Origin of the sequence: Mesorhizobium japonicum MAFF 303099 (assembly GCF_000009625.1) — a bacterium.
Lineage (GTDB): Bacteria > Pseudomonadota > Alphaproteobacteria > Rhizobiales > Rhizobiaceae > Mesorhizobium > Mesorhizobium japonicum.
The window spans coordinates 470,704-490,753 of record NC_002678.2; the positions used below are offsets into that span (position 1 = coordinate 470,704).

Sequence of the window (20,050 nt, forward strand, 5' to 3'; positions counted from 1 at the left end):
CAGGCTTAACCTGCACGGCCATCGCGTGGAGGCGCGTGGCCAATCAAGGGGAGGATTTTGCAGTGACCATACAAGGCGCATCGCCTGACCTGTACAACGAGGATCTCGCTCCGGCCAAAGTTCGAAACTGGGGAGCATTCTCGATCTTCAACGTCTGGACGTCGGACGTTCACAGCCTGTGGGGCTACTATCTCGCCGCCAGCCTTTTCCTGTTCTGCGGCGGCTTCGTCAATTTCATCATCGCCATCGGCATCGGCTCGCTGATCATCTACGCGCTGATGAACATGGTCGGTAACGCCGGCGTCAAAACCGGCGTGCCCTACCCCGTGCTTGCCCGTGCCTCCTTCGGCATCTGGGGCGCCAACATCCCGGCATTGGTGCGCGCCATCGTCGCCTGCTTCTGGTACGGTGCGCAAACGGCGGCCGCCTCCGGCGCCATCGTGGCATTGTTGACCCGCCTGCAATGGTTCGACGAATTCAACAAGACCTCGCATCTTCTCGGCCATTCCACCCTGGAAGTGATCTGCTTCGTCGTCATCTGGGCGCTGCAGCTGCTGATCATCCAGAAGGGCATGGAAACGGTGCGCCGCTTCCAGGATTGGGCGGGGCCTGCCGTCTGGGTGATGATGCTGCTCCTGGCCATCTATCTCTGCGTCAAATCGGGGACCTTCGCCTTTACCAGCGACATTCCGATGGACGTGCTGCGCGAAAAGACCGCCGACGCCGGCATTCCGGGCGATCCCGGATCGTGGACGGCGCTCTTCGGGGTCGCGGCGATCTGGGTGACCTATTTCTCGGCGCTATACCTCAATTTTTGCGACTTCGCCCGCTACGCACCGGACAAGGCGGCATTGCGCAAGGGCAACATCTGGGGCCTGCCGGTCAACCTCATCCTGTTTTCGCTGGTCGCCGGCGTCACCACCATTGCCGCCTATGACGTCTATCACGAGGTGCTGCTGCACCCCGACCAGATCTCGGCCAAGTTCGACAGCTGGTTCCTGGCTGCGCTCGCCGCCCTGACCTTCGCGGTGGCCACGCTCGGCATCAACGTCGTCGCCAACTTCGTCTCGCCGGCCTTCGACTTCTCCAACGTCTTTCCGCGTCAGATCGACTTCAAGAAGGGCGGCTACATCGCAGCACTTATCGCACTTGTGCTCTATCCCTTCGCGCCGTGGGAAGGCAGTGCCGCGCATTTCGTCGGCATCATCGGCGCGACGATGGGGCCTATCTTCGGCGTCATGATGGTCGACTATTACCTGATCCGCAAAGGCGAGGTCGACGTCGAGGCGCTGTATCGTGAGGACGGCGAGTTCCGCTTCCAGGGCGGCTGGCACGTCAATGCCTTCATCGCCGCCGGCATAGGCGCTGTGTTCTCGTCGATCCTGCCGAACTTCACCAACTGGCTGCCATCCTGGTGGGGCGTCTATGGCTGGTTCTTCGGCGTGGCGATTGCCGGAACCATCTACTACGTGCTGCGCACCGTCGCCGTGGGTGCGGGCGCCAAGACGGCAAAGGCTTGAAAAGAGGGAGTAGGCAGTAGGAGTTAGGGAATACAGACCCTTCCCTACTGCCTACTGCCTACTGCCCACCATCTCAGCCAACTTGCGCACCGTGTTCCAGTTGCGCGACGTGCCGATGCCGAGGCGTTTGTGGTTCATTGTCGCGAGCAGCCGTGACGTTGGCCTCTCGCGCGAAAAGACGACCCAGATATCGCCGGCGCAAGGCAATACCTTCTCGTCCTCGGCGGCATAGGCTTGCAGCGCCGCGACGTCCTCCACGGGCGCGGGTTTGCGCATCACCCGCACCGCCACCTGATCGCCTGCTTCAGCTGAATCGGCCGGAAACGGATTGCCGGCGGCAAGTTTCAGCCATTCCTCGGCAGTGCGCACGATGATGTCGACATGACGGCCGAAGGTTTTTTCGAAGGCCGTTTCCAGCCGCTGTTCCAGCTTGCCGATATCGGTCGCTCGCGCTTCGAAGACCAGATTTCCCGTCGCCACCAAGGTGCGCACATTCTTCAAACCGAGGCCTTCCGCCATCGCCTTGAGGTCCGCCATGACGACCCGGCGCCCCTCGCCCAGGATGATGCTGTAGAGGAGCGCGACATAGGTCTGCATGAGAGGCCCCGCCCGGCGGTTGCCTACACCAGGCGAGACTGCTCCACAGCCGCTTCGATGAAGCTGGCGAACAGCGGATGCGGATCGAGTGGCCGGCTCTTCAGCTCGGGATGATACTGCACGCCGATGAACCACGGATGGTCGGGATATTCGACCGTCTCCGGCAGCACGCCATCGGGCGACATGCCGGCAAACACCAGGCCGCAATCCTCCAGCCGCTCCTTGTAGTCGATATTGACCTCGTAGCGGTGGCGGTGGCGCTCGGAAATCTGCGTATCGCCATAGATCTCGGCGATCTTGGAGCCCTTGGCGAGGTCCGCCTGATAGGCACCGAGACGCATTGTGCCACCGAGGTCGCCGGTCTCACGCCGCTTCTCCAGCATGTTGCCCTTCAGCCATTCGGTCATTAGGCCGACAACGGGCTCCTCGGTCGGGCCGAACTCGGTCGAGGAGGCATGCTCGACGCCAGCCAGCGACCGCGCCGCCTCGATGCAGGCCATCTGCATGCCGAAGCAGATGCCGAAATACGGCACCTTGCGCTCGCGCGCGAATTTCGCCGCCAGGATCTTGCCTTCGGAGCCGCGTTCGCCAAAGCCGCCCGGAACCAGGATGCCATGCACCTTTTCCAGCCACGGCGTCGGATCCTCCTTCTCGAAGATCTCCGATTCGATCCAGTCGAGCTTGACCTTGACGTGATTGGCCAGGCCGCCATGCGAAAGCGCTTCGATCAGCGATTTGTAGGCATCCTTGAGGCCGGTGTATTTGCCGACGATGGCGATGGTCACCTCGCCTTCCGGGCTGTGGATGCGGTCCGACACTTTCTGCCAGGGCTCCATGCGCGGCTTAGGCGCCGGATCGATGCCGAAGGCAGCCAGCACCTCCGAATCGAGCCCTTCCTTGTGGTAGGCCATCGGCACGTCGTAGATGTGCGGCACATCGAGCGCCTGGATGACGGCGCTTTCCCTGACATTGCAGAACAGCGACAGCTTTCTGCGCTCTTCCTTGGGAATGGCGCGGTCCGCACGGACCAGCAGGATGTCGGGCGCGATGCCGATGCCGCGCAGTTCCTTGACCGAATGCTGGGTCGGCTTGGTCTTCAGTTCACCCGCCGTCGGGATGTAGGGCATCAGGGTCAGATGCACGTAGACGGCATTGTTGCGCGGCAGATCGTTGCCGAGCTGGCGGATCGCCTCGAGGAACGGCATGGCCTCGATGTCGCCGACCGTGCCGCCGATCTCGCACAGCACGAAATCGTAGTCGTCATTGCCGTTGAGGACGAAATTCTTGATCTCGTCGGTGACATGCGGAATGACCTGAACGGTCGCGCCGAGATAGTCGCCGCGCCGCTCACGCTCGATGATGTTTTTGTAAATGCGGCCGGTGGTGATGTTGTCTTGCTGATTGGCCGAGCGGCCGGTGAAGCGCTCGTAATGGCCAAGATCGAGATCGGTCTCCGCACCGTCATCGGTGACGAACACCTCGCCATGCTGGTACGGCGACATCGTGCCCGGATCGACATTGAGATACGGGTCGAGTTTTTTGATGCGTGCGCGATAACCTCGCGCCTGCAGGAGAGCCCCAAGGGCCGCTGCGGCTATGCCTTTTCCAAGTGAGGAAACCACGCCGCCTGTGATGAATACATATCGCGCCATGGGAGTCATCGCTTAACGCGGCTGGATTGATTCCGCCAGAGAAAAAACCACCGCGAAGGTTTTTTCCCAAGAAGGCGTCGGACCTTGATCCCGAAGAGTGGAACCCGGTTTTCTCGGACAACCGATTTCCGTTTGTCCAGGGATCACGACCGAACAGGCTTGGTCGTGAACGAGGCAAAACAAAAGGGCCGGCTGAGCCGGCCCTTTCGGCAGGATGATGGAACCGTCAGATGATGACGACTTTGGTGCCGACCCTGACGCGGCTGTAGAGATCCATGACGTGCTCGTTGATCATGCGGAAGCAGCCATTGGAAGCGCTGGTTCCGATCGACTGCGGCGCGATGGTGCCGTGGATGCGCAGATGCGTGTCCTTCTTGCCGTCATAGAGATAGATGGCGCGGGCGCCGAGCGGGTTCTGGCCACCGCCGGGCATGCCGTCCTTGTACTGGCCGTAATGCTTGGGCTCGCGCTTCTGCATGTCGAGGGTCGGGATCCAGCGCGGCCATTCCTGCTTGTCGCCGACCGCGACCGTGCCCTTGAACTGCAGGCCTTCACGACCGACCGCGATGGCGTAGCGACGCGCGGTCGAAAACGATTCGACGAGATAGAGCCGGCGGGCGCTGGTGTCGATGACGATGGTGCCCGGCTCATAGCCGGTGAATTCCACATCCTGCGGCACGAATTCCGGCTTCACCTTGAACGGCTTCTTGGCGTCCTTCTTGGCGAGAGCCTGGTCGAGAGCCCGCGTCTCGGGCAGATAGCTGATCGACGACCCGGAGGTGCCGCCGAACAGGCCGGCGAAAAGGCCGCCGGTCGGTTGCTTCTGGCCGATGACCTCACTGCGAAGCTCGCCATTGTTGCCTGTCAGCGCGACATTCATCGCTTCGGCCGGAAGCGGCTCGGCCGACTGGATTGGTGTGATCTGTTCGATCGGCTCGATGACCTTGGTGGTCTTCTTGGCCGGCTTGGCGTCAGCCACTTCGGCCGTTGCAGAAGCGCTCTTCTCCCTCTTGGCCAGGAAGGCCTGCCGTTCGGCGTCGGCCTTGGCCTTGGCCGCTTCGCGCATCGCCAGCTTCCTGGCTTCGAGCGCCTTGGCCTTGGCGTCTTCCTTGTCGGCAACGATCTTGGCCTCGATTTTCTTGATCTGGGCGAGATCGTCCGGTGTCGGGTTTTTCTTCTTCTTGAGAAGCCTCAACTGCGCCGCATCGCTCTTGACTGCGACGTTGATGGCGTCGGTTTTGTCGACCGACTGATTGGCGGCCAAATTGGCCGGCACGCCGGCGAAAGCCGGGGAACCCAGGCCGAGTACGGCGCAAAGTCCCAAGAAAATGAAGCTGCGAAGCTGCATGGCGAAGATCCGATCGTTCAATGCTTGTTGCCCACGGCGTCGCCCGGCGTCCCCCAAGGACACCGAAAATGCCGCGCGCAATCTATAGTCGAATAAGCGCGGATGTCTCAAGCGCGAGACCGCGCTGCTGCACGTTGAATCTTCGTGATCGCGCAGCATTTGCCGCGACTGTGTTCAAACGATCACAGGTCGCGGTTTGGACCAGATGGACGTTACTGGTTCGGGACCTGCGGTGCAGCGGGCGCGGTGTTGGTGGTGCCGTTGTTTGCCGGCGGCGTCGCACCAGAGGCCGGCGCGGTGGCCGGAGTTGCCGGCGCAGGCGTCGTCGCTGCGCCATTGCCCGACGGCGGCGTAGGGGCGGTGCTGCCGGCCGGTGCCGGGGTCGTCGTACCAGGCAACTGGTTGAGCACGCCCTTGCCGGTCGCGGGGACGCGATCGAGAATGTCGATCGGCTTTTCGCCGTAGCGGGCAATGATCGACAAGGTCAGCGACGTGACGAAGAAAGCCGCCGCCAGGATCGCCGTTGCCCGGGTCAGCGCGTTGGCGGCGCCACGTGCCGTCATGAAGCCAGATCCGCCACCAATGCCAAGGCCGCCGCCTTCGGAGCGTTGCAGCAGCACCACGCCGACGAGGGCGAGCACGACCATGAGATGGATGACGATCAGTACGGTTTGCATAGTTTATCCTGGCAAGGCCTTGCCCGGCCGCGGGCACGACCGGTGAATTGGAGGCGGCTCAATACAATGCTTTCACGGCATTTCCAAGCCCGTGGCCGGAATATGGGAAGCAACGCGCCCTTTGCAACGAATTTGGACGGGATGAGCGCCGTCTTTCGTCGTGAATCTCAGCCTGAAATGCTGCGATAGGCCTCGGCGATACCGAGGAAATCGGCCGCTTTCAGGCTGGCGCCGCCAACCAGCGCGCCATCGACATTCCTGACGCCCAGCAGTTCCACCGCGTTGGACGGCTTGACCGAGCCACCGTAGAGAATGCGCGTCTTGGCGGCAGAGGCACCAAGTTTCTCCGACAGCCTTTCGCGGATATGCGCATGCGCTTCGGCCACATCGGCCGCGGTCGGCGTCAGGCCGGTGCCGATCGCCCACACCGGCTCATAGGCAATGACGGTGTTGGATGGCGTGGCACTCGGCGGCACCGAACCTGCGACCTGGCGCGACAGCACCTCGAGCGTGGCGCCCGCCTCACGCTGCTGCTGCGTCTCGCCGATGCAAATGATGGCCACGAGCCCGGCGCGCCATGCGGCGGCGGCCTTGGCCTGGACCGTCGCATCGTCCTCGCCGCGTTGTTCGCGGCATTCGGAATGGCCGACAATAACATGGCTCGCGCCGGCGTCCTTCAGCATTTCCGCCGAGATACAGCCGGTGTAGGCGCCGCTTTCCTTGGTGTGGCAATCCTCGCCGCCCGCATGGACCGGCGTGCGCGACAGAATCTCGGCTGCATGGGAAAGCAGCGTCGCGGGAACGCAGACCAGCGCCTCGGTCTCCGCGTCGAGCCCGCTCATGAACCCGTTGCCGATCATCCTGAGCTCGTTCAGCGAAGCGCTGGTGCCGTTCATTTTCCAGTTGCCGGCGACAAGCGGGCGAATTCCTGGCGTCATGGTCTGCTTCTCCGGGCGATATCAAGCTCTGGCCCTCACTACCAAAATCAGGCCACAAAGCAATCGACAGTAGGCCGGAAGGGCGCTATTGCGCTTGTTTCAGACTCGGCGCACGCGAAAATGCGCATAAATCGGAAGTAACGATGCTTGGTATATTGAGAAGCGCGGCGGGTACATGGGTCGCGAAGACATTGCTGTCGCTGCTGGTGGTCAGTTTCGCCGCCTGGGGCATCTCCGGTCGGCTGATGGGCGGCTTTGCCGGCCACGATTCGGTGATAATAGCGGGCGGCACCAAGGTATCGATCAACGAATACCGCCTCGCCTATGATCGCCAGCTCGCCGTCATGTCGCAGCAGTTCGGTCAGCGCCTCACCCACGAACAGGCAAAGGCGCTCGGCATCGACAACCAGGTTCTGGCTCAGCTTGTCTCCGGCGCCGTTCTCGACGAACAGGCTCGCAAGCTTGGGCTCGGCCTGTCCAAGGACCGGCTGGCCGAGCTGACGCGCGAGGACCCGGCGTTCAAGGGCCCAGGCGGCGAGTTCGACAGGAGAACATTCGAATACATGCTGCGCCAGGTCGGCATGCGGCCCGAAGATTACCTGAAGAACCGCGCCCAGGTGGCGGTGCGCCAGCAGATCGTCGAGGCGGTCTCGGACGGCCTCAAGGCGCCGGACGCTTTCTTCAAGGCGGTCGCGCTCTATCGCGGCGAGGACCGCACCGTTGACTACCTGCTGTTGCCGAAGAAGCTCGTCGAGCCCATCGAAGCACCGAGCGACAGCGTGCTTCAGGCCTATTTCGAGGCCAACAAGAAAACCTACGCGGCACCTGAGTACCGCAAATTCTCCTATGTCCGCCTCGAGCCGGTGGACATCATGGATCCGACCGCCGTCACCGAGCAACAGGTCAGCGACGACTACAACAAGAACAAGACGCGCTACACCACGCCCGAAATGCGCACGATCGAGCAGCTTGTGTTCAAGACACCGGATGCGGCCAAGGCCGCACTCGATTCGCTCAAGGCCGGCGCCACCTTCGAAAAGCTTGTGACAGCCGAAGGCAAGACCCCGGCCGACACGCTGCTTGGCACGTTGGCCAAGGACAAGATCGCCGACAAGGCGGTTGCCGATGCCGCCTTTGCGCTCAACGCCAATGAAGTCAGCCAGGTCGTTCAGGGCGCCTTCGGCCCGGTGCTGCTGCGCGTCACCGAGATCAAACCCGAGGTGGTGAAGCCGCTCGCCGAAGTGTCCGACCAGATCCGCAAGGACCTGGCGTTGGGCGAGGCAAGCCGCATCCTTTTGGATGTGCACGACAATTACGAAGACACCCGCGCCTCCGGCAGTTCGCTGGCCGACGCGGCTGCCAAGCTGAAGCTGAAGGACGTCACCATCGACGCCATCGACCGCAGCGGCCTCAGGCCGGACGGCTCCATCGTCAAGGACCTGCCGGAATCGCCGGCGCTGATCAAGGCGGTCTTTGATGCCGAACCCAAAACCGAAAACGAAGCGCTGACCACGGCCGACAACGGCTTCATCTTCTATGAGGTTGCTTCGATCACGCCGGCTCGCGACCGGACGCTGGACGAGGTCCGCCAGAAAGTCGTCGCCGACTGGACTGCTGCTGAGACCACCAAGCGGCTTGCCGCCAAGGCAAGCGAGCTCGACAAGCGGCTCAAGGCAGGCGCCACGCTCGATGTCATCGCCGGTGATCTCAAGCTGGAGAAGCAGACCAAGCGCGGCCTGAAGCGCGAGGCCGACGATGCCGATTTCGGCAAGGAGGGTGCTGCCGTGATGTTCGGCGTCGGCGAAGGCGGCACCGGTTTGATCCCCTCGCCCACCGGTGACGGACAGATCCTGTTCAAGGTCGCCGAAGTGTTCGAGCCCGCCGGAGCCGATGCCAGCTCGGTGCCGGAAGACGCGCAGAAATCCTTCACTTCCGGCATGTCGGACGATCTGCTCGACCAATTGGTGGCGCAGTTGCAGACGCAGTACGACGTCCGCATCGACCAGGCCGCCGTTGCCCAAGCCGCGACAAGATGAGCGCGTTGAAAACCCATATCGCCAAGGTGGCGGCCGGCACCGCGCTTTCCTTCGAGGAAGCGCGCGAGGCCTTCGACATAATCATGTCGGGCGACGCGACCCCTGGGCAGATCGGTGGTTTCCTGATGGCGCTTCGCGTACGCGGTGAGACAGTGAGCGAGATTTCGGGCGCTGTCGCCACGATGCGGGCCAAGATGCTGCGCGTTGAGGCGCCCGCGGGTGCCATCGATATCGTCGGCACGGGCGGCGACAATTCCCACAGCGTCAACATTTCGACGGGCTCGGCCTTCGTCATCGCCGCCGCCGGCGTGCCGGTCGCCAAGCACGGCAATCGCGGCCTGTCGTCGCTGACCGGCGCGGCCGATGTCCTGATCGCGCTTGGGGTCAAGATAGACATTCCGCCGGACGCGATCGGCCGTTGCATCCACGAAGCCGGCGTCGGCTTCATGTTCGCGCCGGCGCACCATCCGGCTATGAAGCATGTCGGCCCGACTCGCGTCGAGCTCGGCACCCGGACCATCTTCAACCTGCTCGGGCCCCTCTCCAATCCGGCTGGCGTCGTCAGGCAGATGGTCGGTGTGTTCCTGCCGGAATGGATCTTGCCCGTGGCCGAGACATTGAAGGCGCTGGGCACCGAGCATGCCTGGGTCGTCCATGGCGACGGCTATGACGAAATCACCACCACCGGCGAGACCCAGGTGGCGGAACTGATCGGCGGTGAGATCCGCAGCTTCACGCTGACCCCGGAAGAGGTCGGACTGAAGCGCCACACCAAGGACGAGCTGCGCGGCGGCGACGCCGCCTACAACGCCAACGCCTTGCGCGACATGCTGGACGGCGCTGCCGGCGCCTATCGCGACACCGTGCTGATGAATGCCGGCGCCGGGCTGGTGATCGCGGGCAAGGCGACGACGCTCGGCGACGGCATCGCGCTCGCAGCGCAAGCCATAGACAGCGGCCGGGCGTTGCAGGTGCTCGACCGGCTGGTCGAAATTTCGAACGGGTGAACCGTGTCTGACATTCTGCGCAAGATCGAGGCCTACAAGCGCGACGAGATCGCCGCCGCCAAGGCACACGTGCCGCTGGCCGAGATCAAGGCGCGGGCGAAGGACGCCGACGCACCACGCGGCTTTCTTGCAGCCCTGGAGGCAAAGCGCAGATCAGGCCGCTTCGCCCTGATCGCCGAAATCAAGAAGGCGAGCCCCTCCAAAGGCCTGATCCGTGCCGATTTCGATCCGCCGGCACTGGCGCAGGCCTATGAGAAAGGCGGCGCCGCCTGTCTTTCGGTATTGACCGATGCGCCGTCCTTCCAGGGCGCGCCGGAATTCCTCACCAAGGCAAGGGCAGCCGTCGCCCTGCCCGCCCTGCGCAAGGATTTCCTGTTCGATCCCTATCAGGTCTATGAGGCGCGCGCCTGGGGCGCGGATGCTATCCTGATCATCATGGCCAGCGTCGACGATGCGCTGGCGAGCGCATTGGAAGCGACCGCATTCGAACTCGGCATGGATGCGCTGATCGAGGTACATGACGAAGCCGAGACGCAACGAGCGCTAAAGCTGTCGTCGCGGCTGATCGGCATAAACAACCGCAATCTGAGAACGTTCGAGACCAGCCTCGAAACCTCCGAGCGGCTGGCAACGATGGTGCCGGCCGACCGCTTGCTGGTCAGTGAGAGCGGCATCTTCACACATGACGATTGCCTCAGGCTGCAGAAGAAGGACATCGGCACCTTCCTTGTCGGCGAGAGCCTGATGCGGCAGGAGGATGTCACCGCGGCGACCCGCATTCTGCTGACGGGCAAGGCGCTGGCCGAGGTCGTCTGACGATGACATCAGCCCTCACCCATCTCGGCGCGCAGGGCGAGGCCAATATGGTCGATGTCGGCGACAAGGAAGAGACGACGCGCACGGCGATCGCAGAAGGGTTCGTCTCGATGCAGCCCGAGACGCTGAAGACCATCCTCGCCGGCAACGCCAAGAAGGGCGATGTGCTGGGCACTGCCCGCATCGCCGGCATCATGGCGGCGAAGAAGACGCATGAATTGATCCCGCTCTGCCATCCGCTGCTCTTGACCAAGATTTCAGTAGACATCGAGCCCGACCATGCGCTGCCCGGCCTGAAAGTCACCGCGTTGGCGCGTGTCACCGGCAAGACGGGCGTTGAGATGGAGGCGCTGACCGCAGCATCGGTCGCCTGCCTGACCATTTACGACATGGCCAAGGCGGTCGACCGCGCCATGCTCATCTCCGGCATCCGCCTGGTCGAAAAGACCGGCGGCAAATCCGGCGACTATAAGGTTGGCGCCTGATGGCGCTGGTTCCGGTGGCGGAGGCGCTTGAGCGCCTGCTGGATGGTGCAGCCCCCCTGGCCGGCGAAAGCGTCCCTCTGTTCGAGGCCGTCGATCGTGTGCTGGCGGAACCGCTCGCAGCACTGCGCACCCAGCCGCCTTTCAACGCTTCGGCCATGGATGGTTACGCGGTGCGCGCCGCCGATGTCGCTTCCGTGCCGTCGAAACTCACGGTAATCGGCATGGCGCCGGCCGGGCGCGGCTTTGACGGCTCACTCGGCGAGCGCCAGGCGGTGCGCATCTTCACCGGCGCGCCGCTGCCCGAGGGTGCGGACACTATCGTCATCCAGGAAAACGTCCGCGACCTCGGCGGCGGCCATATCGAAGTGATCGAACCGACGGCCGAGTGGCGCAACATCCGCCGCGTCGGCCTCGACTTTTCCAAAGGCGACTTCCTGCTGGAGAAAGGTCGCTTACTCGATCCGGCGGCGCTGTCTCTTACGGCGTCGGCCAACCATCCCGTGGTCACCGTGGTCAAACGGCCGCTGGTCGCCATCATCGCCACCGGCGACGAGTTGTTACCGCCCGGCAGCGAACTCGGGCCGGACCAGATCATCTCGTCCAACGCCTACGGCGTCGCTGCGGTGGCGCAATCGGTCGGCGCCCGCGCGCTCGATCTCGGCATTGCCGCCGACCGCAAGGACGCCATCGCAGCGCTGGTCAAAAAGGCGGTCGCGGCCGGTGCGGATGTCATCGTCACGCTTGGTGGCGCCTCGGTCGGCGACCACGACCTGATCCATGACGTGCTGACCGGCGAAGGCATGACGCTCGGCTTCTGGAAGATCGCCATGCGCCCTGGCAAGCCGCTGATGTTCGGCCGCCTCGGCGATATCAGGTGCATCGGCCTGCCCGGCAACCCGGTGGCAAGCCTGGTCTGCTCGCAATTGTTCCTGAAGCCGCTTCTGGCGAGGCTCGGCGGCCGCGATCATCGCCAGGACATCCGTCCGGCGCGATTGGGCGCCGCAATGCCGGCCAATGATCTGCGCCAGGACTATGTACGCGCGGTGGTCAGGGAAGACGGTGGCGAACTGGTGGCGACGCCGTTCAGCATCCAGGATTCGTCCATGCTGAGGATGCTGGCCGACGCCAATGGGCTGATCGTGCGGGCGCCATTTGCCCCTGCATCCGCTGTTGGAGATTCTTGCAGCGTGCTGATGCTGCGCTGAAGAACTATCCCATAACGCACTGATAACAGAACAAAAACTGTCTCATCTATTCCGAGATCAAGGTTCGTGTCAGCGCATGCGCCGGATCGGCGAGGCCATCGACAATGTCGTAATGATGCCGATCCGGCTCGACCACGCAGCTGGTGGCGGCGCCAAGTCCGGTCCAGATATTGGCCAGCAGCGCATTCTGGCGCAGGAACTCCGAGCGCTCGCCGCCGCCGGCCCAGCAGGTGATGCGGGCGCCATCCAAGGGCCGCAGCAGCGCTGGGCTCTCGGCCTGGGCTTCGGTCTCGTCGATTGCCAAGGCGGCGTTCATAGCGGTGCGCATCAGCGGGCGCAGGTCGTGCAGGCCCGAGATCGAAACGACATGGCGGATGCGCTTCCCCACATCCGCGGCCAGAGGCGTTGATGTGGTCACCATGCGGCTGGCGAGATGTCCGCCGGCCGAATGTCCGGTCAGCATCAACGGTCCGTCGACCATCGCCGCCACTTTTTCGATCGCTGCACCGATTTCACGGACGATGCCGGCGATGCGTATCTCCGGGCACTGCGTGTAGGACGGCATCGCCACCGCATAGCCGCTGTCGACCGCGCCCTTGGCCAGATGCGACCAGTCGCTCTTGTCGGACTCCAGCCAGTAACCGCCATGGATGAACACGACGAGCCCCTGGGGCGCGGCCTTTGGAAGGAAAAGATCGAAGCGGTTGCGCGGTCGCTCGCCATAGGCGATGTCGATGCGTGCCCGGCCCTCTGCCGTCAACGCGTCACGGAAGGCTTGCGCCGGCACCGCCCACGCCGCCGGCCAACGGTCGCTGCCGGCGATGTTCGCACCATTGGCGTAGGCGTTGTTCCAATCGGCAATGCGGTGTTCGAGCATTCGTACCCTCCCCCAAAAACGCATGCGTTTAACGCTAGCAATGGCCGCCACCAAGCCATGCGTCAATGCTTCAAGACAAAAACATTTTAGGCTTGAAACAAATTTCGACTGGTGCGATCCTACCCGAAGAACAGCCGACAATGGGAGGTCCGCTGTGCTGTCCAAACCTGGCGGATGTCTACCCTTCCGGTGGCGTCGCCGAACAGGTGTACCTGGCCGCACAAAGCCTCTCGCGAAAAGACGGGAACTTCAGATCCACCACCTCGGACAGGTGCTTCGCGCACTGGCCAGGCAGCAAATGGGATGGCGGCGGCATGCTTGGGCCTTCAGCGCATATCGACACGTTCACGCGCGATCATCTGCCGCCGCCGGATCAATGGCCGGATTTCCTGCTCGATGGCTTCGACTATCCTGAACATCTCAACGTCGGCGTCGAATTGACCGACAGGCTGGTCGAGAAGGGTCTTGGCGACCACACGGCCTTGATCGGCAATGGCCGCCGCCGCACCTACAAGGAACTGTCCGACTGGACGAACAGGCTGGCCCACGCGCTGGTCGAGAATTACGACGTCAAGCCGGGCAACCGGGTGCTGATCCGCTCCGCCAACAACCCCGCAATGGTCGCCTGCTGGCTTGCCGCCACCAAAGTCGGCGCGGTGGTCGTCAACACCATGCCGATGCTGCGCACCGGCGAGCTCACCAAGATCGTCGACAAGGCGGAAATAACCATCGCGCTCTGCGACACCAGGCTGATGGACGAGATGACCGCCTGCGCCAAGGACAGCACCTTCCTGAAGCAGGTCATCGGCTTCGACGGCACCGCCAACCATGATGCCGAGCTTGATCGCGCCGCGCTCGACAAGCCGGTCACCTTCACCGCCGTCAACACCGGCCGCGACGACGTCGCCTTGCTCGGCTTCACCTCGGGCACGACGGGCGTGCCGAAGGCGACCATGCACTTCCACCGCGATCTCCTGATCATCGCCGATGCCTATGCCCGGGAAATCCTCCAGGTCACGCCGGACGACATCTTCGTCGGCTCGCCGCCGCTCGCCTTCACCTTCGGCCTTGGCGGCCTCGCCATCTTCCCCCTGCGCTTCGGTGCAGCGGCAACATTGCTGGAACAAGCAACGCCGCCCAACATGATCCACATCATCGAGACCTACAAAGCGACCATCTCCTTCACCGCGCCGACCGCCTATCGCGCCATGCTGAAGGCCATGGATGAAGGCGCTGACCTGTCATCGCTGCGCGTCGCCGTTTCGGCCGGCGAGACATTGCCGGCTCCGGTTTTCGAGGAATGGACCGAGAAGACCGGCAAGCCGATCCTCGACGGCATCGGCGCCACCGAAATGCTGCACATCTTCATCTCCAACCGCTTTGACGACAGGAAGCCAGCGTCGACCGGCAAGCCTGTGGGCGGCTACGAAGCGCGCATCGTCGACGACGCGATGCGCGAGGTGCCGCGCGGCGAGACCGGGCGGCTGGCGGTGCGCGGCCCGACCGGCTGCCGCTACATGGCCGACGACAGGCAGAAGGAGTATGTGCGCGACGGCTGGAACCTGACCGGCGACACTTTCACCCAGGACGAGGACGGTTTCTTCCATTTCGCCGCGCGTTCCGACGATATGATCGTCAGCGCCGGCTACAACATTGCCGGGCCTGAGGTCGAGGCGGCACTGCTGTCGCATCCCGATGTCGCCGAATGCGCGGTCATCGGCGCAGAGGATGGCGAACGCGGCCAGATCGTCGAGGCGCATGTCGTGCTGGTGCAAGGCGTGGCGCCCGATGCGTTGACCGTCAAGCGCCTGCAGGACCACGTCAAGGCAATGATCGCGCCCTACAAATATCCGCGCTCGATCAAATTCATCGCCGCCCTGCCCAAGACCCAGACCGGCAAGATCCAGCGCTTCCGGCTGCGCACGGAGAAAATCAATTGAGCGAGCCCTACGATCCGGCGTCCGAAGGCGCACAGATGTCGTTCAACGAGCGCATGTCCTACAGCGACTATCTGCACCTGGAAAAAGTGCTGGAGGCACAGACGCCGCTGTCGTCGGCGCATGACGAGATGCTGTTCATCATCCAGCACCAGACCTCGGAGCTCTGGATGAAACTCGCTCTGCATGAGATCGGCGCCGCCATCCGCTCCATTCGCGCTGACCGGCTCGAGCCGAGCTTCAAGATGCTGTCGCGCGTCGCCCGGATTTTCGAGCAGCTCAACAATGCCTGGGACGTGCTGCGCACGATGACTCCAAGCGAATACACCGAGTTCCGCGACGCGCTCGGCCAGTCCTCTGGCTTCCAGTCCTGGCAGTACCGCGCCATCGAGTTCATGGCCGGCAACCGCAACCTGGCAATGCTCGGACCCCACAAACACCGGCCGGACCTCAGCGGCAAGCTGGAGGCAATCCTGGCCGAGCCGTCGCTCTATGATGAAGCGTTGCTGCTTCTGGCGCGCAACGGGTTCGACATCGGCGCCGACGCCAGGCGCACGGACTGGCGCGAGACGCGCACCGAGAACGAAGAAGTCCTGGTCGCCTGGCAGACCGTCTACCGCGATCCGCAGCGCTACTGGATGTTCTATGAGCTGGCCGAGAAGCTGGTGGATTTCGAAGACTATTTCCGCCGCTGGCGTTTCAATCACGTCACGACGGTCGAGCGCATCATTGGCCTGAAGCGCGGCACCGGCGGCACCTCAGGCGCATCCTATCTGAAGAAGATGCTCGAGGTCGTGCTGTTTCCCGAACTGTGGACGGTCCGCACGCGGCTCTGAGGTCTCAGGTCACCGCCGTCTTCACGGCAAAACGCGCTTCCTGCCAGGCGCCGGTACGCAAAATGTCCTCCAGCACCTCGACCGCTTGCCAGACGTCCTTGTAGCCGACATAGAGCGGCGTAAAGCCGAAGCGGATGGTCGAGGGCGCGCGGAAATCACCGATCACGCCGCGCTCGATCAAGGCGCGCATCACCTGGTAGCCATGCGGGTGGAGGAACGAGACCTGGCTGCCGCGCGCATTGCCGTCGCGCGGACCTTCGAGTTCGAGGCCGTAGGCGCCGCATCTGGCTTCGACCAGCTGGATGAACAGGTCGGTGAGCCCAATGCTTTTCTTGCGCACCGCCGCCATGTCGACATCGTCCCAGATATCCAGCGCCCCTTTCAGCGCCCGCATCGACAGCACCGGCTGCGTGCCGCACAGGAACCGGCGGATACCGCTGCCGGCCGTGTAGCTTTGTTCAAAAGCGAAAGGCCGCGCATGGCCCCACCAGCCGCTCAGTGGCTGATGGACATCTTCGTGATGGCGTTTCGCGGCATAGATGAAGGCTGGCGCACCCGGACCGCCATTGAGATATTTGTAGGTGCAGCCGATGGCGAAATCGGCATTCGCCGCATCGAGCTCGACCGGCAGTGCGCCGGCCGTATGGCAGAGATCCCAGACGATCAGCGCACCGACCTGATGGGCCTTGCACGTCAGCGCGGCCATGTCGCGCAATTGTCCGGTTTTGTAGTTGACGTGGTTCACCAGGATGACGGCGACGCGCTCGTCGATCAGTTCCTCAATGGTGGGCGCATCGACGCCCTCGAGCCGCAGCACGGTGCCCGGCCGGGTCGAGGCCACGCCTTCAGCCATGTAGAGGTCGGTCGGGAAACTGTCGCCCTCGGCGACGATGACCGAGCGGTTCGGCCGCATGCCGAGTGCCGCATGCAACACCTTGTAGATGTTGATCGAGGTCGTGTCGCAGACCACCGTCTGGCCGGAAACGGCGCCGATCAGACGCCCGAGCTGGTCGCCGAGCGCGACCGGCATGTCGAACCAGCTGGCGGTGTTCCAGGCGCGGATGAGGTCCTGCGCCCATTCCTGCGTCGCCGCCTTTTGCAGCTCGTTGAAGACAGCAGGCGCCGCGGCACCCAGCGAATTGCCGTCGAGATAGATCACGCCTTCCGGCAAAATGAAGCGGTCGCGCATGGCACGCAGCGGATCCGCCGCATCCAAGGCTTCGACTGCTGCGAGATCGAGCGGTGCACGCATGATTTGTGACATTCCCTGGTTGTTTACGTCCTGATTATTCGCGGATGGCTTCGCGAGCCGGCGTGGGTCCCCGGCTGCGCTTGAGGCTCGGCAAAGCAAGCATGGCGAGCACGAACAGGCCCGTGGCAAGCTTCAGGTCGGGGGGCGGCATGCCGGCGGCGAGGCAGAACGACACCAGCTGGTAGTAGATGATCGCGCCGGCAAAGGGCGCCAGCAGCTGGCGCCAGACCGTCTGCTTGCCAACGACCGCCTCGCCGATCATCAGCGCGGCCAGGCCGTTGATAAGGATGCCCAGCCCCATATTGACGTCGGCAAATCCCTGCGACTGCACCATCAGCGCACCGCTCGAGGCCGAAAACGCGCTTGCCAGCCCGACACCACCGATGGTCGCCGCCCAGACATTGATGCCCTGAGCCTCGGCCATGTCGGGATTGGCGCCGACGGCGCGCACGGCAGTCCCCTTCTCGGTCCGAAAGAACATGTAGAGCGCCGCGAAGACGACGAGCGCGAGAAGGCCGGCGACGACGATCTTGCTGGCCGGAAAACCCGGCCGTGCGAACGGCACCCAGTCGAACACGGTGGGCGAGCCGAAAACCGAGAGGTTGGATTTGCCCATGATGCGCAGGTTGATGCTGTAAAGCATCGTCATCATCAGGATGCCCGCCAGCAGCGTGTGGATGCGAAAGCGCAGATGGATGAAGGCGGTGCAGCAACCCGCCGCGAAGCCCGCCCCAAACGCGACGACGATGCAGGTCAGCGGCGATACCCCGGCAGCCAGCAGCACGCCGCAGGCGCAGCCGCCCAGCGGAAAGGCGCCTTCGCTGGTGAGATCGGGAAAATTCAGCATTCGGAACGGGATCATGATGCCGAGCACGACAAAGGCCAGGATCAGGCTTTGCGCCAGGGTCACCGGCATGATCGCGACAAAGCTGGAGAGAACGTCCTGAATAAAGCCCATGATGATCAGCTCGCCAGCAACATTCGGTCGGTCTTGATGGAAAAGTGGCCGATCAGATCGATAACCGTGACCCTGGCCTTCTCCTCGCCGGTGACTTCCAGCAGGACCCGGCCTGCGTCGAGCATGATCACCCGGCTGCCATAGTCGACGGCGTGCTGCATGTTGTGGGTCACCATCAGCGTGGTCAGCTTCAGCGCATTGACGGCGCGCACTGTCGCCTGCATGACGATCTCGGCCGTGCGCGGGTCAAGTGCCGCGGTATGCTCGTCGAGCAGCAGCAGGTCCGGCGATCCGCCGACGGCCATGATCAGCGACAGCGACTGCCGCTGCCCGCCCGAGAGCAGGTCGACACGGGTGTCGAGACGATTTTCGAGGCCGAGACCCAATATCGACAGGCGCTCCTTGTAGGACGCGAGCCGCGTGGCGTTCAGCCCTTGTCGCAGCGTGCGTTTTTGGCTGCGCAGATCGGCCAGCAGCATGTTCTCCGCCACGGTCATGCTGGCGGCGGTGCCACGCATCGGATCCTGGAAGACGCGCGCCAATCGTGTGGCGCGCTTGTACACCGGCATGGCTGTCACATCGGCGCCGTTGATCAGGATCTTGCCGGTATCCAGGACAAGGGCTCCGGAAATGGCATTGAGCATGCTGCTCTTGCCGGCACCGTTGGAGCCGATGACGATGCCGAACTCGCCAGTGGCCAATGACAGGCTGAGACCGTCCAGCGCGACCTTCTCGTCGGCCTGCCCCTTGTAGAATACTTTGCGCGCGGATCGGATATCGAGCATCGTTCCTCCATGGCCTGAAGGGCGACGGCGCCGACGCCGTCGCCCTGTGCAGCCCGATATCAGTCGACGATGCAGCCGCAATCGGCCATCGAAGCCGGTATCTCGATGCCGAAGGCGGCCATCGCCTTGCGGGAAATCGTTGCCATGTGATCCTTGTAGGCCGGGCGCGACGGCGCGATCGTCTTGGGATCCTTGCCCTTGAGGATTTCGGCGGCGATGTTGCCGGCGTTCATGCCGACCTGCGTGTAATTGACCGCGAAGCTCGCCGGCACGGTGTCGTTGCGGACCGCGCTGTCATCGGAGTTGACGACCGGGATACCGGCCTGGCGGGCGGCGGCGGAGACAGCGGCGATCGCCGGCTGGATCAGGTTCGAGGCCGGACCGTAGATCACGTCGACCTTGCCGGCGAGCGAAGCGATGCGCTGCTGGATGTCATTGACGTTGTCGACGCCGACTTCGACGACCTCAAAGCCGGCGGCGGGTGCCGCCGCCTTGATCTTTTCGATCAGGGCAACGTCATTGGCCTCGCCCGGATTGTAGGGCACGCCAAAACGCTTGGCGTTCGGCAGCAGTTTCTTGGTGAAGGCCATCACCGCGGCGACATCCTGCAGATCGCTGGCGCCGGTCATGCCTTCGTCTCCGGCGTCCCACGACGGCACCAGCTTGGCCGCCACCGGATCGGTGACCGCGGCAAAGACGATCGGAATCCCGGAACCGGCGAGCGCCTTCTTGGCGATCTGCGAGACCGGCGTGGTGATGGTATAGATCAGCTTGGGCTGCTCCGCCTGCAGCTTGGCGATCATCTGCGGCACCAGAGATGCATCGAAATTGGTGTGGCTTTCGGTGTAGACGACGTCCTTGCCCTCGACAAAGCCTTTGTCCGTCAAAGCCTTCTTGAAGCCCGCTATGGCGGCGTTGAGCTGCGGATGCTCGCCGAAATTGGCGATGCCGATGCGTATCTGATCGGCCGCGGCGCTGCCGACGCTGACCATCAATGCACCTGCCAGGGCCAATCCCGACAGCCAAGCGGATTTCGACTTCAACATCATTTCCTCCCAGATTTGATCAGCGCCGTTCACAGGACGGCAACTGCGACGATCATGGTCAGTCCCTCGCCACGTGTC

General features: G+C 63.4%; 18 protein-coding genes. 8 read left to right on the top strand and 10 right to left on the bottom strand.

Annotated features, from left to right (window positions below):
* The first annotated feature begins 62 nt into the window (after window positions 1–62).
* Complete coding sequence (locus MAFF_RS03575; protein ID WP_010909516.1) at window positions 63–1,520, top strand: NCS1 family nucleobase:cation symporter-1; 1,458 nt, start codon at window positions 63–65, stop codon at window positions 1,518–1,520.
* A 51-nt stretch (window positions 1,521–1,571) separates the two neighbouring features.
* Here MAFF_RS03575 and MAFF_RS03580 read toward each other — a convergent pair whose 3' ends face one another.
* The 5 genes from MAFF_RS03580 to tpiA form a co-directional block, all read right to left on the bottom strand.
* Entirely contained in the window at window positions 1,572–2,117 is a 546-nt protein-coding gene (locus tag MAFF_RS03580) for a DUF1697 domain-containing protein (RefSeq protein ID WP_010909517.1), read from the bottom strand.
* A 23-nt stretch (window positions 2,118–2,140) separates the two neighbouring features.
* Window positions 2,141–3,778, bottom strand: a complete 1,638-nt coding sequence (locus tag MAFF_RS03585) for a CTP synthase (protein WP_080511782.1) — start codon at window positions 3,776–3,778, stop codon at window positions 2,141–2,143.
* A gap of 217 nt (window positions 3,779–3,995) precedes the next feature.
* Window positions 3,996–5,117, bottom strand: coding sequence for a L,D-transpeptidase (locus MAFF_RS03590; RefSeq protein ID WP_044550471.1), 1,122 nt, complete (start codon window positions 5,115–5,117; stop codon window positions 3,996–3,998).
* A gap of 212 nt (window positions 5,118–5,329) precedes the next feature.
* A complete protein-coding gene (secG, locus tag MAFF_RS03595) occupies window positions 5,330–5,794 on the bottom strand; it encodes a preprotein translocase subunit SecG (protein ID WP_010909520.1) in 465 nt (154 codons plus the stop codon).
* Between the two features lie 167 nt (window positions 5,795–5,961).
* A complete protein-coding gene (gene tpiA / locus MAFF_RS03600) occupies window positions 5,962–6,732 on the bottom strand; it encodes a triose-phosphate isomerase (RefSeq protein ID WP_010909521.1) in 771 nt (256 codons plus the stop codon).
* Window positions 6,733–6,875: 143 nt separating this feature from the next.
* Here tpiA and MAFF_RS03605 point away from each other — a divergent pair, with 143 nt between their 5' ends.
* From MAFF_RS03605 to glp, 5 genes are read left to right on the top strand one after another with little or no spacing between them, the layout of a single operon-like run.
* A complete protein-coding gene (locus tag MAFF_RS03605; protein ID WP_010909523.1) occupies window positions 6,876–8,768 on the top strand; it encodes a SurA N-terminal domain-containing protein in 1,893 nt (630 codons plus the stop codon).
* Window positions 8,765–9,775: an anthranilate phosphoribosyltransferase gene (gene trpD / locus MAFF_RS03610; RefSeq protein WP_010909524.1), complete on the top strand. Its 1,011-nt coding sequence runs from the start codon at window positions 8,765–8,767 to the stop codon at window positions 9,773–9,775. Before MAFF_RS03605 ends, trpD begins: the two co-directional genes overlap by 4 nt.
* Window positions 9,776–9,778: 3 nt before the next feature.
* On the top strand, window positions 9,779–10,591 hold the full coding sequence (gene trpC, locus MAFF_RS03615) for an indole-3-glycerol phosphate synthase TrpC (RefSeq protein ID WP_010909525.1): 813 nt from the start codon (window positions 9,779–9,781) through the stop codon (window positions 10,589–10,591).
* Window positions 10,592–10,593: 2 nt separating this feature from the next.
* Window positions 10,594–11,076: a cyclic pyranopterin monophosphate synthase MoaC gene (moaC, locus tag MAFF_RS03620; protein ID WP_010909526.1), complete on the top strand. Its 483-nt coding sequence runs from the start codon at window positions 10,594–10,596 to the stop codon at window positions 11,074–11,076.
* Window positions 11,076–12,281, top strand: coding sequence for a molybdopterin molybdotransferase MoeA (gene glp, locus MAFF_RS03625; protein ID WP_010909527.1), 1,206 nt, complete (start codon window positions 11,076–11,078; stop codon window positions 12,279–12,281). Before moaC ends, glp begins: the two co-directional genes overlap by 1 nt.
* A 46-nt stretch (window positions 12,282–12,327) precedes the next feature.
* Here the strand turns inward: glp and MAFF_RS03630 are convergent, their stop codons facing one another.
* The gene (locus tag MAFF_RS03630; RefSeq protein ID WP_044547660.1) at window positions 12,328–13,158 is read right to left on the bottom strand and encodes an alpha/beta hydrolase; all 831 of its coding nucleotides are present in this window, start codon (window positions 13,156–13,158) and stop codon (window positions 12,328–12,330) included.
* A 314-nt stretch (window positions 13,159–13,472) separates the two neighbouring features.
* On the opposite strand from MAFF_RS03630, the gene MAFF_RS03635 reads away from it, so the two are divergent.
* Together MAFF_RS03635 and kynA are read left to right on the top strand one after the other, a co-directional pair.
* On the top strand, window positions 13,473–15,098 hold the full coding sequence (locus tag MAFF_RS03635; RefSeq protein ID WP_010909529.1) for an AMP-binding protein: 1,626 nt from the start codon (window positions 13,473–13,475) through the stop codon (window positions 15,096–15,098).
* Complete coding sequence (kynA, locus tag MAFF_RS03640; protein ID WP_032930320.1) at window positions 15,095–15,931, top strand: tryptophan 2,3-dioxygenase; 837 nt, start codon at window positions 15,095–15,097, stop codon at window positions 15,929–15,931. The genes MAFF_RS03635 and kynA overlap by 4 nt, the downstream gene beginning before the upstream one ends.
* A gap of 4 nt (window positions 15,932–15,935) precedes the next feature.
* Here kynA and kynU read toward each other — a convergent pair whose 3' ends face one another.
* Genes kynU through MAFF_RS03660 form a run of 4 tightly spaced genes read right to left on the bottom strand, consistent with a single transcriptional unit; the run spans window position 15,936 to window position 19,972 of the window.
* Window positions 15,936–17,183, bottom strand: coding sequence for a kynureninase (gene kynU / locus MAFF_RS03645; RefSeq protein ID WP_010909531.1), 1,248 nt, complete (start codon window positions 17,181–17,183; stop codon window positions 15,936–15,938).
* Window positions 17,184–17,217: 34 nt separating this feature from the next.
* Window positions 17,218–18,141, bottom strand: coding sequence for an ABC transporter permease (locus MAFF_RS03650; protein WP_010909532.1), 924 nt, complete (start codon window positions 18,139–18,141; stop codon window positions 17,218–17,220).
* A gap of 5 nt (window positions 18,142–18,146) precedes the next feature.
* Window positions 18,147–18,926, bottom strand: coding sequence for an ABC transporter ATP-binding protein (locus tag MAFF_RS03655; RefSeq protein WP_010909533.1), 780 nt, complete (start codon window positions 18,924–18,926; stop codon window positions 18,147–18,149).
* Window positions 18,927–18,985: 59 nt separating this feature from the next.
* Window positions 18,986–19,972, bottom strand: coding sequence for an ABC transporter substrate-binding protein (locus MAFF_RS03660; RefSeq protein WP_044550475.1), 987 nt, complete (start codon window positions 19,970–19,972; stop codon window positions 18,986–18,988).
* Window positions 19,973–20,050: the final 78 nt, after the last annotated feature.